The sequence below is a fragment of the Bradyrhizobium mercantei genome (assembly GCF_001982635.1).
Taxonomy (GTDB): domain Bacteria; phylum Pseudomonadota; class Alphaproteobacteria; order Rhizobiales; family Xanthobacteraceae; genus Bradyrhizobium; species Bradyrhizobium mercantei.
Genome location: NZ_MKFI01000007.1, coordinates 401,472 through 415,797 on the forward strand (window position 1 = coordinate 401,472; position 14,326 = coordinate 415,797).

The 14,326-nt window shown below is 58.5% G+C and carries 8 protein-coding genes, 1 tRNA gene and 2 pseudogenes; 8 read left to right on the top strand and 3 right to left on the bottom strand.

Going from position 1 to position 14,326, the window contains the following annotated elements:
* Nucleotides 1-319: 319 nt before the first annotated feature.
* The 3 genes and pseudogenes from BI327_RS31735 to BI327_RS31745 all read left to right on the top strand — a co-directional run bounded on the left by BI327_RS31735 (nt 320) and on the right by BI327_RS31745 (nt 4,974).
* Nucleotides 320-2,110 (top strand): recombinase family protein, encoded by a 1,791-nt coding sequence (locus BI327_RS31735; RefSeq protein ID WP_083742282.1) that lies wholly within the window; start codon nt 320-322, stop codon nt 2,108-2,110.
* Nucleotides 2,111-2,297: 187 nt separating this feature from the next.
* A pseudogene (locus tag BI327_RS31740) lies at nt 2,298-2,799 on the top strand (SOS response-associated peptidase family protein); the annotation flags it as partial.
* Nucleotides 2,800-4,371: 1,572 nt separating this feature from the next.
* The gene (locus BI327_RS31745; protein ID WP_076865202.1) at nt 4,372-4,974 is read left to right on the top strand and encodes a CarD family transcriptional regulator; all 603 of its coding nucleotides are present in this window, start codon (nt 4,372-4,374) and stop codon (nt 4,972-4,974) included.
* Between the two features lie 843 nt (nt 4,975-5,817).
* On the opposite strand, the gene BI327_RS31760 is transcribed toward BI327_RS31745, so the two are convergent.
* Both BI327_RS31760 and BI327_RS31765 read right to left on the bottom strand, forming a co-directional pair.
* Nucleotides 5,818-6,141: a nuclear transport factor 2 family protein gene (locus tag BI327_RS31760; protein WP_076865207.1), complete on the bottom strand. Its 324-nt coding sequence runs from the start codon at nt 6,139-6,141 to the stop codon at nt 5,818-5,820.
* Between the two features lie 931 nt (nt 6,142-7,072).
* On the bottom strand, nt 7,073-7,276 hold the full coding sequence (locus tag BI327_RS31765) for a cold-shock protein (protein WP_076865209.1): 204 nt from the start codon (nt 7,274-7,276) through the stop codon (nt 7,073-7,075).
* Between the two features lie 408 nt (nt 7,277-7,684).
* On the opposite strand from BI327_RS31765, the gene BI327_RS31770 reads away from it, so the two are divergent.
* The 4 genes from BI327_RS31770 to BI327_RS43685 all read left to right on the top strand — a co-directional run bounded on the left by BI327_RS31770 (nt 7,685) and on the right by BI327_RS43685 (nt 12,487).
* Nucleotides 7,685-7,882: a hypothetical protein gene (locus BI327_RS31770; protein WP_076865210.1), complete on the top strand. Its 198-nt coding sequence runs from the start codon at nt 7,685-7,687 to the stop codon at nt 7,880-7,882.
* A 399-nt stretch (nt 7,883-8,281) separates the two neighbouring features.
* Entirely contained in the window at nt 8,282-10,069 is a 1,788-nt protein-coding gene (locus BI327_RS31775; RefSeq protein WP_076865212.1) for a retroviral-like aspartic protease family protein, read from the top strand.
* A 296-nt stretch (nt 10,070-10,365) separates the two neighbouring features.
* Nucleotides 10,366-10,551 carry a hypothetical protein gene (locus BI327_RS41970; protein ID WP_143271723.1) on the top strand — a complete coding sequence of 62 codons (186 nt, stop codon included), beginning with the start codon at nt 10,366-10,368 and terminating at the stop codon, nt 10,549-10,551.
* Nucleotides 10,552-10,789: 238 nt separating this feature from the next.
* On the top strand, nt 10,790-12,487 hold the full coding sequence (locus BI327_RS43685) for a recombinase family protein (RefSeq protein ID WP_076865505.1): 1,698 nt from the start codon (nt 10,790-10,792) through the stop codon (nt 12,485-12,487).
* Here BI327_RS43685 and BI327_RS31785 read toward each other — a convergent pair.
* A tRNA-Met gene (locus BI327_RS31785) sits at nt 12,444-12,520 on the bottom strand. The genes BI327_RS43685 and BI327_RS31785 overlap by 44 nt on opposite strands.
* 317 nt (nt 12,521-12,837) lie before the next feature.
* On the opposite strand from BI327_RS31785, the pseudogene BI327_RS31790 reads away from it, so the two are divergent.
* Nucleotides 12,838-14,272 (top strand): annotated as a pseudogene (locus tag BI327_RS31790) (coniferyl aldehyde dehydrogenase).
* The last annotated feature ends 54 nt before the right edge of the window (nt 14,273-14,326 follow it).

Genomic DNA, 14,326 nt, shown 5'->3' on the forward strand with positions numbered 1-14,326 from the left:
CTCGGAATAAGGCCGCGCGGATGACCTGGTCGCCGAGCCCGCCCGCACTGCAACAAGCGGAAGCATTTGGCGCCGCGTCTGCCACGCGGCTGCGAAGTATATTCCGGAAGTCGGAAGGATTGTCTGGCCTAGTCCGGAACCCTCGACATGGCTCGCCTGTTCAACGTCACCACGCATGAAGTTTCGATCATCGGGCTGTTCCGCGCGATCAAATGCCAATATTGGAAATCCTCCGTGACGGCTCGACATCCGTCAGGAACCATCTGGCATTGTCGGCATTACCGATCTGCGGTCAGTTGCACACTTTCGTCGAAATCACATGCCTTCGACAGTGCCCGAGCGACGATCATCTTCACCGACGCGCCCAGAACGCGCCATTGCGTTGCGCGAGCCAAGGATTGCCAAAACCGCCTCATTTCAGGCAGAACAGCAATCACCACCGACGCTTCGTGCCGCACAGTATTTGCGGATGTCGTCCAATCCCCAGCAATACTCGATCGAAATCCAAGCTGCCGCCATCGCCGCCTATGCGGCGCGCCGAGGCATCGATATCGTTCGCAACTATTCCGATCCCGGACGCAGTGGCCTCACCATTGCACGCCGCAAGGGTCTGCAGCAGCTCATTAATGACGTCGAGAGCGGGCAGACAGGATTTGACTGTATCCTCGTCTTCGATGTGAGCCGCTGGGGACGCTTCCAGGACACCGACGAAAGCGCCTACTACGAATTCATCTGCACACGCGCGGGAATACAGGTTCACTATTGCGCCGATGAGTTTGAGAACGATGGCAGCCTGTCATCGGTCGTACTCAAGAGCCTGAAGCGCGCGAAAGCCGCTGGCTTCAGCCAGGACTTGTCGCGGAACGTGTTTATGGGCCAGACGAATATCGTCGACCGCGGATATTGGCGGGGCGGGGCTGCACCTTATGGGCTGCGTCGGATGCGTGTCGATGCGAACAGAAAGCACAAGGGGATACTAGAGCATGGCGAGCAGAAGAACCTGAAATCCGAAAGAGTCATTCTCGTTCGAGGGCCCAGCTCTGAAGTAAAGGCCGTCCGTCGTATCTTCACGTCGTTTGCGATTCACAAAAGAAACAGGACGCATATTGCGGAGGAGCTCAACGCTGATGGCTTATTGAGTCCAGGTGGAAAACGATGGACCGCTCTCACTGTCAGCAACATTCTCGCGAATGAGATCTACTTGGGTCACATCATTTTTAATCGTAGCTCCATGAAGCTCGCGGGACACCGTGTCACCAACCCACCCGACATGTGGATACGACACGACAATGCGTTCAAAGCAATCGTAGAGCCGCGTCTTTTCGCTCGTGCGCAAAAGCGGCTGGTTCAGGTCGCAAACAACAAGCAAGAAACTGATCAGCAATTGCTCGATAGATTGGTGAACCTCCTGCGACGAAAGGGCCGCTTGTCCGTGCACATCATCGCGGCGGCGAAGACGGTGCCTCACCCCAGCGTCTACACAAAGAGATTTGGGTCGCTCATGAGAGCCTATGAGCTCGTCGGCTACAGGCCCAACGCTCGGTACCGCTTTATGGAGATCGCAGTCGAAATTGACCGCACAATCTGCTCCGTGGTCGATGACATCATTATCAATCTGAGAGGACGAGGCGTGAACGCCTCGTTTTTGCACGAGCTGTACCTCGTCACGATTTCTGGAGGATTGACTGTATCGGTTGCCGTGGCGCGCGCCGTTTCAGACGGTGACACCAGGGCTCGCCGATGGGAGGTGCGAAAGCTCAAGTACCAAAAGGCCGAACTTACGCTTCTGATTCGAATGGATAGCGGCAACACACGCATTCAAGATTATTTCCTCCTCCCAACAGCGGCGCTTCCATTGACGAAGGACAGAAAGAAGCTGCGCGTGTCGGATCATCTCTTTTGTCGAATGCGGCTCGACAGCCTCGAGGCCGTCATGGCGGCCCTTTATGGCAGGTTGCGTGTTTCACGAGAGGAAAACAGGCTCACGGGCGCTCACCCTCTACCTACTCAAAGTGAAACCAGGGCCATTCGAGCCTCCCAAGCTAAGCCGTTGACGCCAGCGCGTACAAAAAGGCGCTCAGTAAGGAAGGCTGGCAGCGCGCGGGCCTGACTGAGCGGACTGAGAACTTTGAACAAGGTCTACCCATCGGGCGGCTATTTGTCAGGACGGCAGGCGCCACATCGACAGATCGAACGGCGAGTTGCTTGCGCGCTGTCGGGGGTTCGATTCACTGGTGCGCTAGATCGTGAAACCCACTATTTCGGAGGCCTATTTTTCCTATCGGCGCGCAGCCCAACTGCGGTGGGGCATGCCGCCACCGCCGCGCACGGGCGGACCGCCGGTCACCAACATCCGCAACACGGCATCACCGCATTGGCGGGGTTGGCTGAATCCGGAGCATCGTTGTCTGGTCCCCTTCAATAGCTTCGCCGAGTACGCTCCAGAACCGAATCCGGAGACCAAGAAGAAGGACGTCGTTTGGTTTGCGATCGATGACGATCGGCCACTGGCAGCTTTCGCCGGCATCTGGACCGAGTTCAAAGGAGATCGCGGGACGAAGTCAAAGCCGATCCCGGGCCCCCATTTGGTCTATGGCTTCCTGACGACGACGCCGAATGCACGTCGAGCCAATCCACCCTAAGGCTATGCCTGTGATCTTAACGACCGACGAGGAGCGCGATGTCTGGATGCGGGCACCGTGGGACGAAGCGAAGGCGCTTCAACGCCCGTTGACAGATGATGCGCTAAAGATCGTCGCCCGCGGTGAAGCGAAGGCAGATATCTTGGTGCCGCCATAGGGCGTCGACCACATATCGAGGCCGCTGGGCTACCCCTTCCTGAGTAAGAAACATCTGCTGGTCCCAGCAGTTTTCTACTCGTCAGGATTTTGCACTTTACATCCTGGGGCTAGAGCCAGCGCTGCCCGTGAGCATTTTAAACGGGCGGCGTTTGCGCCCTGGTCGCTAACTCCATCAGAGCGCGACGTTCGTGAGCACGCTTCCGCCAGAGAGCGATCTGTTGGCCGAGGGATAGCCCGTTTGGGTCATTGACCGCGGTCGTCGTCCTGATCGCGTCAGGAACCTTCACGTGCGCTCGGTGATTGATGTGACCTTTCCGAGGCACCTTCCAGATGGATGATGATACTGCCGCACCGGAAACGGCTCTCAGCGCATGGCCGAAGAACCTCCACCGTCTTGCGGACTGGATGACACGCGGTAATCGATGGACCGGTGCATTGTTGTCCACAGTGTGGATTACGCCACACCGCGCGGGTGTGAATCGCCGTACCGTACGCTTAAGGGAGTATTTCACTCCGCGGGTCTCGAACCCGTCGCGACTGGCAAGCTATCCATCCTTTGATGGCTTGCACACGGGCAGCCGGCTGCTGATCGAGCACCGGCCTGACAATTGCAACGACAACGCATTCCGGTATCGCGAATGCAGCAACAGCATCATTTCAAAAAACCGATTGCGCGGCATGGATCTATTTCGAGCTGACAAGATCGCAACTGTCCCGGACCAATCACATCATGACTGCCGCGTTTTCGGAGTGAAGCTCACCCTCGTCAGAACAATCATGGAATCTGAAAGCGGAACTGTCATTCATACGTTTGAATGCCCGCGGTGTGGAGACCGTACTTGGACTGACTAAAGGTTAGCAGGAAGCGCAAGCCAGAGGTCAATCGCTCACTACAACTAGGACAGCACCGACCCTCATAAAAACACCAGCGCCCCTACCCGGCGCTGGTGTTGGAGTTGCGCAAGCGTGTAGCGTGCACCGCTGCGTATAGAGAGCTTCTCTAAACTGGCCAGCGATAGACAATGCGTCATTGGTCTATGCGGAACTCGCCACAACGGCCCGATCTATGGGTCAACGCTCAACGTGACATCGATCACATCGCGCGTCACCCGCCGCGCCCTGAAGTGCCAACGAACCAAATTAATGGGAACTCGCTTCCATCGTGCCAACCAGGAGGTTCGACACAATCAGCACGATCCTGTTGAGAGGATTGTCGCTGCGACCGAGCGCACGCTTCGACTACAGTTTGTTGCGTGATTTCCTGAGAGGAGACTCCCGATTCACAGCGCAGCTTTGGGTATGCGACAAATGCGATCACAAGGTTTTCCTGCAGGCTAGCAACTGCTGGATTTGTAGGCTGGCGAACTCGTTGCCAAGAAGTCACGCCATCGAACCGAATGGATATTGCTCGTGCCATTATCGTGGCGGCGCTCGCACTCGTAGCTTATTGGTGAGGGATAGCCGGGGCGGCATTCTTTTTCTGAGCCCCGCAGTTGTTTCTAATGCGTTCATTGATCAAAGCTCGAATTGGCAAGAAACCAATTGCAGATTTCATGGAGCATGTCGCGAAATGAACTTTGTCTATCAGTCTAGCGCTAATCATTCAGCCCACACGCAATCAGCTACGTCCCCTGCCGATCAAGCGGATAGAAGCCAGAGCAACAAGACGCTCTTTGGATTCAAGGCGAATGACCTGATCGTCTACCCAGCGCACGGTGTTGGTCAGATCGTTGCGATCGAAGAGCAGACTGTAGCCGGCGCCTGCCTCGAGTTCTTCGTCGTCTATTTCTGCAAGAGCAAGATGACACTTCGCGTTCCAACGAGCAGAGCGGCCAAAACTGGAATGCGTCGGTTGTCCGACCCTGGCACCATCCAGCACGCACGACGCATCCTGTGTCAGCCACCTCGTAAGGCGCGGGGCAATTGGTCACGAATTGCTCAAGAGTACGAAAGCAAGATCAATTCGGGTGATATTATTGCAATTGCCGAAGTGATGCGCGACCTCCACAGGCGGGCCGCCAGCCCTGACCAGAGCTACGCCGAACGTCAGCTCTACACGACGGCCGTTGATCGCTTGTCCGAAGAAGTAGCTCTTGTTAGCGGCATGACCGAACAAGAAGCGGTTAAAGAGCTGGAAGGTACGGTAGTCATCGAGGCCAGGCGCAGCGCCTAGTTGAAGCTTCTCGGACCAGTCGCAGCTTTGCGTCAATTGACAACGGGAGCGCCATCCGTCAGACGGCGCGGCCGATATTTTCCGTACAACTATCCGATGATCTACCAGGACAAAGCGACGCCGGCCGAGTATTGGGCTGGGCTACAGCACGCTATCGGCCGAGGCTGGCTCGAGTACCACGAGAGCGGAACGTTCGTGAGGATGCTTCAGCCCGGAAGCGATGCGTTCGCTGACGGATAGCTCGTTTGGGCCATAAGTCTTGGCGAACTGCCCTGCAGACGCAATCCCTGCGACGACTGGCTTAGCCCGTTTGGGAGATGGCACCGCACCCTGGCGGCCATATGCACGATAACGTGCATTGTGGCCTTGATTCGGGAGCGGCGCGGATGGAGAGCTTGGAACAAGTTTGCACGTCGTGTGACGTGTCGCGGCACGCGATCTACGCTGAGCCGCTCACCACAGGCTACGAGGCGCTGGTTCTACACTGCCCGGATTGCAAATCTGTGGTGCGCCTAGCTGCCCCACAATCGAAACAGAAGAAGAAAAGATGATCGTCGTGCAGGTCATGCCAGTCGGCCCATGCATGAGCCCATTCCCAGGCTGGGACGATCTACCGTACCTTCCCGGTACTCGCGCCGCGCCTCGATTGCTAAATCGGGCGCATGCCCACCACGCATGTCCATAGAGGGGTCACGTTCAGCGTGACCAGCCGATACGACGATCAATTCGAGATCGCCATCGAGCTCGATGACAAAGTGCTAAACAGTACCGTGCGCACGAGGTTGCCCGAATTGGCAAGGCGACGCGCTCAAATGCTGATCGATCGGAAGCTGAAGAGTAGGGTCAAGCTTGTCCGCAGCTAACAGCCTTGATTTGGCCGACTGCGTCGAACGTCAAAACTGCGTTGACTAAGCCGGCGCCTGTAAAATACGAGATCGCGGTCTCGCCTCTGTCGTGGCGCAGATTGTCCAGTTCGAATGCCGGATAGCGCTTGAGGCGATCAATCCAATACGCGCGAAGGGCTTCCCGGCCGGTTAGAGTTTTCGTGCTCCCGCAATCGCAGTAGATCACGGCATCCTCAGCATACATGCCAAGCATGTCTTCAAGGTCGCCAGCGCGGTAGGCATCGAGCCAGTCAACCGCAGCGGCCATCGGGTCAAAGGACATATTCCTCACCTACATGCCGATCATCAAGGCCGCAGGTTCTATGGTTTGCAAAGTGAATGCAAGGTGAAGCCTACTCCGTCGTCGACCTCTTGCACTCGCCTGAAAGAAATGGCCCCAGCGCCGGGGTAACGCTGAGGCCATGTCCTAGTGCTGTCCGTCTTAGGCACCGGGAACGCTGGTCAACCGCGCGACTCAACGGAGGTTCCTATCGCAAGCATCATCGGACATTCGACCCAAAAAATCCCCGTTCTCGCCCGGATGGCGGTTGTAGGTTTGCGGGTGCATAAGCGGGCATAGATGTGAACGACAGAATGCTGCGGTTCACTGCCGGTCAGAGATCAGTCATGCGGATGATCCGGATTTTGGCGTTGGGAATAATCGGCTTTGCCGGAATGGGTGCAGTTGCAGCGCTCGCGGGAGATCCTCCGCCGGCACCGACCATCGCGTATCCAGCAGCGGAGCGCGCTAAGAAGTCCGATCGGCTTTCGCTCGTCCCAGAACAGCGGACGGTCGGCACTACCACGCCCAGCGCCCCCGCGGCAGAGCCAGGACCGATCGCACCGGTACCCCCTCCGCCTGCCCCGCAAACGAAAACAATCCTCGAGCCTCTCGCTCCTGTCGTCGCTCCACGGCGGCATAAAGCGACCGATCCGGATTTGAGAAAGAGAAAGCGGCTCGCCAGCAGTAAACAATCGCAGGCCGTCCCAGCCGAAAAGCCCGCGCGCACAATCGACTGCAGCGGAAACGGGCTGGATGGTCTCTTGCGGACAATGCGGCTGAAGCCAGGTTGTCTATAGACTGGATGTCTGACAAACGAAAACGACCCCGGCGCGGGGAGCGCCGAGGCCGTTATGAAACTCCCGGTCGGGGGGCAACCTATCGCGGGAGCGTATGCATGACTCCCGGCATTGCCGCTTGTTCCTTAAGTAGTTCAACCAACGCGGAGGTTTTCGGCTGACGTTTTGCCGCGGTTTTCTCGCTCTTCGTAGCTGACCTTTGCACCCTCGTTGAGGCTGCTCAGCCCTGCTTTCTCAACTGCCGAAATATGCACAAAGACATCCTTGCCGCCGTTGTCAGGTTGGATGAAACCATAGCCCTTTGTCGGGTTAAACCACTTCACAGTACCTGTAGCCACTAGACCAATCTCCTTAGAGCCAATGGCGGCAACTTAGGTCGATAGCGCTGCACCACGCAAGCGCAATCACCGCAGAATAGACGACCCCGACGCGCCACGCGCGTCGAGGCCGCGTTCCAGCTCTCGGCAAGGGCTTGGGGGTGTGGTTTTTGCCGAGAGCCCGTTCAATGACTCTCGACGCCTCCCCTCGTTCCTCTGTCCTTCGACACACAACTTCGACCGTTATGGGCTACTTCGGCATATCCATTAGGAAATCAGAAATGTGGGCCGGCGGCGGTCCGATCGACCCCTCATCCTCGACCAAACCACCTAACGCGATAGCGCTGCGAGCGCGACGGCCGCATAGGAACGAAACCAAGATGGGAGACCTTATCCGCCGGGAGCGACGAACAACGAAGGATTCCCCATATGGCAAAAGAAGAACACAACAAGGCAGCCGAGCATCACGAGAACGCCGCCAAAGCGCATCGATCGGCGGCGGAGCACCACGGCAAAGGAGACCATGCGAAAGGCATGGAGCACGCCAACACCGCGATGCAACACTCTCAAACCGCCCACCAACATAGCGAGCAGGCTCACTCGAAGAGCCAGCCAAAAGTGACCTAAAGAAGCCCGGTGATGAGCCGGGCTTTCTTGTTGCAGGGCGCCTTCGGAGCGTGAGATCGCCCTCCCTCAAGTCGAGCCCCTTCGAGCCATCCCGCGCGGGAGCTCGCGGGCCAAGACGCGTCGATTGGCGTTCGGCTGGGCAGCGACCAGCAAGGACACCGGGCAGCTGTGCTCAGCTCCCAGAGGGGGCCCCGCACGTCACGCCTTCGGCGAGACAGGCGAAGGGTACTGTGGCGGGCGCGAGCGGTCGTCGAGCGGGTTTTCTTAATCAACCGAGAGTTTTCGCCTTGGCGCCGCACACCTTGCTGAATATCCGGCATTGGCAGGAGCGAGCCGGACGGATAGGCTTGGCCTTATTGTAGCGAAAACACTTTCAGTTCGTCTCACAGGAGGAGTACGGTGAGGCTAATTTATATTTCCGTCGGACTCTTGTTTGGATTTAGTTGTTCCTCTATTTCCGCCGCCGAGAAGCCACTTGTTGCACTTCTAGCAGCCTGCGATCAAGTTGCGGCTCATCCGTTTGATAGCACGCGACCAGCGGGAGTCGCTGGTGTCAGTTCTGAAAAGATCGTCGCACAGGTCGCAATCGATGCATGCGAGCGCGCAGCGAAGGTTGCCCCAAACGATCCCAGGATTGCCCTCCAGCTTGGTCGGGCCTATCAGGCTGCGAAGAGCGTTGATGCGGCCCGACGGCAATACACCAAGGCGTTCGAGGGTGGCAGCGCTCAAGGGGCGGCCAACCTGGCATCGCTTTATCTGATTGGCGAGGGCGGCATCCCGAAGGATGACGCCGAAGCGCTCCGCCTCTCGAAATTCGCTGCAGATCACGGGAATGCGCAAGGTCAAAACGACCTTGGAGTTCTTTATCTAGCGGGACGTGGCGGGCTTCCACAAAATGATACTGAAGCCGCCCGTCTTTTTAGGCTTTCCGCAGATCAGGGCTTCCCGGCGGCGCAATACAATCTCGGCAGATTGTATCAAACGGGACGTGGCGGCTTAGCCAAAGATGAGTACGCGGCCGCCCGTCTATACAGAACAGCCGCAGAGCGCGGTAGCGCCTTCGCGCAAGTCTATCTCGGGCTCTTTTATCTCGAGGGACGCGGCGGAGTCACCAAAGATGAACGTGAAGCGGGCCGACAGTTCAAATTATCGGCCGACCAAGGTAATGCTCTCGGGCAGGCTTATCTTGGGCTCGCCTATGCGCGAGGTCACGCTGGGGTATCAAAAGACCAGCATGAAGCCGTACGACTTTTTAAGCTTTCGGCCGATCAAGGTAACGCCGTTGGTCAGGCGAACCTCGGATTTGCCTATGAGCGTGGAGAGGGCGGTCTAGCTAGAGACGATCGTGAAGCTGTGCGTCTCTACAAGTTGTCAGCTGATCAAGGCAACGATCAGGCGCAAAATAGCTTGGGCGTGGCGTATTTGCGCGGCTCCGGTGGCTTAACTAGGGAGGAGACCGAAGCAGTGCGGCTTTATAAGCTCGCAGCAGAACACAGGAATGCGCAGGCGCAGGCGAATCTGGGACTTGCCTATTTGGGTGGAGTCGGAGGACTGCCGAAAGATGTTGTCGAGGCTGTACGGTTCTTCAAAATGTCTGCGGATGGTGGCAACGCTCTAGGTCAAGCAAATCTAGGAGCTGCATACGAGCGCGGCGATGGCGGGTTAGTGAAAGATGAGCGCGAAGCTGTCCGCCTGTACAGGTTAGCCGCAGATCACGGAAATCGTTTTGCCCAGGCGGCATTGGCCCGTCTCGGCGTCCCTTGGCCCGCGGCACCTCAGATAATGACCGAACTATCCGCGGGCGACGCGCGCGTGAGGATGGTTTCAGGCAATGGGACCTATTACGTGCCCGCTCTCATAAACGGCACCCTGAAATTAAACTTCGTTGTTGACAGTGGAGCCTCTGACGTATCGATCCCAGCCGATGTTGCTCAAACCTTGATGAGGACCGGCACGATCAACGAAAGCGACTTTACTGGATCCGCGAACCATCGCCTTGCTGATGGTTCGATTGTCTCGTCGAGGACATTTCTCATCAGATCTTTGAAGGTTGGAGATCGAACGGTGACCAATGTTCGCGCGAGCATCGCACGTGCCAATGCCCCTTCGCTGCTTGGACAGTCCTTTTTGAATAGGTTCAGGTCTTGGTCGCAAGACAACGTAAGCCACGAACTTGTCCTTCAATAAGGTCTCACACTCAAGGGGTCTCATCGATGTCCTGACTCGGCACAGGGCACCCTGCCCTCACGAACGGCGGAGCGCCTCAGTTGAACACCCCCTTCATTGCCGCGCTAGAAATAGCCAGCGCAACTACTTCCGCCTACCTTTGCCCTCCGAAGGCAAAGGTCGCGCGCTCTGGCCTCGACACGACTGAGCGGCCCACTTAAACGCAAATGTATCCGAAAGCCGCATCGACGCTTTTGCGCACTTTCATTTCCACGGGAGCTTTGTCTTGACTGTGCCCCGCGGAGGCGCAGCGAGCGTTGGAAATCAAGAACGGCGAAAATTCCAGGCTTTCGCCTGCAGCTGAAGCAATCAATCAGGCGGAGGCTTGCGAAAAATCAATCCTTCGCCTTGCCCGCCTGATCGGAAGACAAATGGCCCGTGACGATTTCAAAAATCGTCGATCAGCCTATGCTTCGTCCGAGGAGGAAACTACCCCAATCTAGCTGTAGCCTAGTCGACGCACGTCGACGCACGCAGCTCTTCGAGTGCGACCGTCATCAGGCGCCTTTACCTTGCATAACTTAGTTCCCTCCGGGACTTTTTCTCGACGCTGACAAGCGATACCCTCTGTCGTGCGTCAATGGCCGGGTGCGCGCGCATATAAATGCCGCGTTCATTCTATAGGGTTAAATGCAGCACGACACCGTGTGTCGGCGGCGAAGAGAATGCCGGGGGAAATGAATGACGCGAGTAGCGCTGTACGCCCGATATTCGTCCGACAATCAACGTGACGCTTCGATCGAAGACCAATTTCGTATTTGCAAAGAGCGGGCAGAGCGTGAAAAGTGGGCGATCGTCAGCTCCTACAAGGATGCCGGAATTTCCGGTGCGAGCATGGTTCTTCGACCGGGCATCCAAGCCTTGTTGCATGATGCTCAAGGCGGTGCGTTCAACATCGTGCTCGCCGAGGCGCTCGATCGTATCAGCCGCGACCAAGCGGACGTTGCAACCCTATTCAAGCAACTGCGCTTTGCCGGCGTTCCAATCGTCACCTTGGCCGAAGGGGAAATCACCGAGCTTCACGTCGGTCTAAAAGGAACGATGAATGCTCTGTTTCTGAAAGACCTCGCCGCGAAGACACACCGTGGTTTGCGTGGTCGGGTAGAGAGTGGAAAGTCCGGTGGCGGGCTTTGCTACGGGTACCGAGTTATCAAGCGGCTGGACGAGCGCGGAGATCGCATCCGGGGAGACCGAGAGATTGATTCGACCCAGGCCGACATAATCCGGCACATCTTTCGCGACTTTGCCGCTGGCATCAGCCCGCGGGCGATTGCAGTGAAGCTTAACGCCGAAGGCATTGCCGGCCCTGAGACCAAGCTATGGAACGACACGACGATCCGCGGTCATATCAAGCGTGGTACCGGGATCATCAACAACGAGCTCTACCTGGGTCGCCTCGTCTGGAATCGGCTACATTACGTTAAGGACCCTTCGACGGGGAAACGCATCTCGCGTCTCAATCCGGAGTCCGAATGGATCATCACCAAAGTCCCAGAGCTTCGCATCGTCGAGGACGAGCTCTGGCAGCTGGTGAAGGCAAAGCAAAGTGAGATCGCCGAAAAGTTTATCAATTTGACGGCGGCCGTCCGTGAGCACCACTCGAACAAACGGCTCAATAGTGCTCGTCGCCCCAAGTCGTTATTCTCGGGACTTGTACTCTGCGGCTGGTGCGATGGCCCCTGTTCGCTGCGCGGCGCTGACCGCTTCGTCTGCTCGGCACATGTCAGCAATGGATCCTGTTCGAACGGCCGGACCTTGGCGCGGAGCGAGCTCGAACAACGCGTGTTGGGCGGGCTGAAGGATCGGCTGCTGGCGCCAAACGTCGTCGCAGAAGCAATGCGCACATATGCCGAGGAGATGAACCGGCTGAACCGCGAGCGGCGGGCCAGTGGCGATGCCTGGCGTGCTGAATTGGCAAAGGTCGAGAAGCAAATCCACGGAATCGTCGAAGCGATCAAGGAAGGCATGTTCCAGCAGTCGATGATCGCAGCGATGGACACACTGGAGGCTCGCAAAGCGGAACTCTCTACCCTGCTCGCCGAAGCCCGTGTGGATCCCCCGGACATTCTCCCGAGCGCTTCGCAACTCTACGCCAAGAAGGTCGCCCACCTCACCGAGGCTTTGAACCGTCCGGAGGACCGCGCCGAGGCCGCCCAGGCTCTTCGTGGCCTGATCGAACGCATCGTTCTCCACCCTGGCGCCAAGCGCGGCCATATCGATGCCACGCTCCATGGCGATTTAGGCACCATCCTGAGCTGGACTGCTAACTGCAACACGAAAAAGGGGGCACAAACCAAAACTCCCGCAGCCTCGGCTACGGGAGTGTCGGTATCAGTGGTTGCGGGGATAGGATTTGAACCTATGACCTTCAGGTTATGAGCCTGACGAGCTACCGGGCTGCTCCACCCCGCGTTAAACCGTTGCGTGCCTTTGCAGAAAGAGTGCCCGAACCGGTCGGCCAACGCTTGTAACGGCGCCGATCGATCCGTCCGGAGGGCTTCCTGAGAAGGCGACCCGGGCCGAAGCCGTCGGGCGCGTGGCGTATGTATCAACGTGAGGTGGGTTTGGAAAGCCCCGGATGCGGGTTTTTGAGGATTTTGTGACGCTGAAATCACCGGTTTTCCCGGCAAATTGTCCGCCGGGAACCGGCTCTTGCCAGATTGCCCGCAAAAGCGGAGCTTGGCGCCCAACAAAATCCGTCAAGGAAACGTCATACGAGGGGGAACGCGATGGACCGGCCGTTGAAGAGCCCGGGGCTGCATGCGCTCGAGGAGGCCTTTCACCGCCAGTTTGAGCTGTCGCGCAGCGAATCGGCGCCGAGCTTGCAGGCACGGCTCGACCGGCTGCGCCGCCTGCGCGCCGCGCTGACCGAGAATGAGGCGCGCTTCGAGGCTGCGATCTCGGCCGATTTCGGCCACCGCTCCACCGTCGAAACCGCGATCGCCGAGACCATGCTGGTGCTGGGCGAGATCAAGCATGCGGCCAGGCACCTCAAGGGCTGGATGGCACCACGGAAGGTGCCGACCACGGTGCAGTTCGCGCCGGCCAGGAACCGGCTGATCCCGCAACCGCTCGGCGTGGTCGGGATCATCGCGCCCTGGAATTATCCGCTGCAATTGACGCTCGCGCCCACTGTCGCGGCGATCGCGGCCGGCAACCGCGCGATCATCAAGCCGAGCGGGCTGGTGCCGCGCTTCGCCGAGTTGCTGGCCGAGGCGATCGAAAAGAAGTTCGATACCGCCGAACTTGCGGTGACCGATGTCGATGACGAGATCGCGAAGGCCTTCGCCGCGCTGCCATTCGATCATCTGATCTTCACCGGCTCGACCCGCATCGGCCGGCTGGTCGCGGCGACCGCCGGACGTAACCTTACCCCGGTGACGCTCGAGCTCGGCGGCAAATCGCCCGTGATCGTCGACGGCTCCGCCGACATCGACGAGGGCCGCGCAGCGCATCGCCTATGGCAAGCTGCTCAATGCCGGCCAGACCTGCATCGCGCCCGACTACGTGCTGCTGCCGCAGGCCTCGGTGCAGCCGCTCGCGATGCGGCTGCAGGGCCACATGCTGCAGATGTTCGGCACCGATCCCAGAAATCCCGACTACACCTCGATCGTCTCGGACCGGCACTACACCCGGCTCGAGGGCCTGGTGGCCGACGCCGCCGCGAAGGGCGCGACCATCATGCAGCCGGCGGCGCCGAACGATCCCGAGTGGAAGGCGCGGCGCAAATTCCCGCCGACCGTCATCGTCGATGCGACGCCCGAGATGGCCGTGATGCAGGAGGAGATCTTCGGGCCGCTGCTACCGGTCATGGGAGTCCGCGATGCAACCGAGGCGATCGCCTTCATCAACCGGCGCGACCGCCCGCTGGCGCTGTACTGGTTCGGCACCGACAATGCCGCCCGCGATGCGGTACTGGCGCGCACGGTGTCCGGCGGCGTCACCATCAATGACTGCCTGTTCCATTTCGCGCAGGCCTATCAGCCGATGGGCGGCGTCGGCGCGTCCGGCACCGGCGCCTACCACGGCGAATGGGGGTTCAAGACGCTGACCAAGCTGAAGCCGGTGTTCTATCGCTCGCGCTTCAACCGGCTCGCCGATCTCTATCCGCCCTACGGCGCGAAGATCGCGCGGCTGGAGAAGCTGATGCGGTTGTTGTCGTAGTATCCAAACCGTCATTGCGAGGAGCAAAGCGACGAAGCAATCCACAGCCCCACA

Excerpts from the sequence above, each read along its gene's own strand:
- BI327_RS31735 (WP_083742282.1), top strand. The coding sequence starts at position 320 with ATGCCTTCGACAGTGCCCGAGCGACGATCATCTTCACCGACGCGCCCA.
- BI327_RS31745 (WP_076865202.1), top strand. The coding sequence starts at position 4,372 with ATGAACTTTGTCTATCAGTCTAGCGCTAATCATTCAGCCCACACGCAA.
- BI327_RS31760 (WP_076865207.1), bottom strand. The coding sequence starts at position 6,141 with ATGTCCTTTGACCCGATGGCCGCTGCGGTTGACTGGCTCGATGCCTAC.
- BI327_RS31770 (WP_076865210.1), top strand. The coding sequence starts at position 7,685 with ATGGCAAAAGAAGAACACAACAAGGCAGCCGAGCATCACGAGAACGCC.
- BI327_RS43685 (WP_076865505.1), top strand. The coding sequence starts at position 10,790 with ATGACGCGAGTAGCGCTGTACGCCCGATATTCGTCCGACAATCAACGT.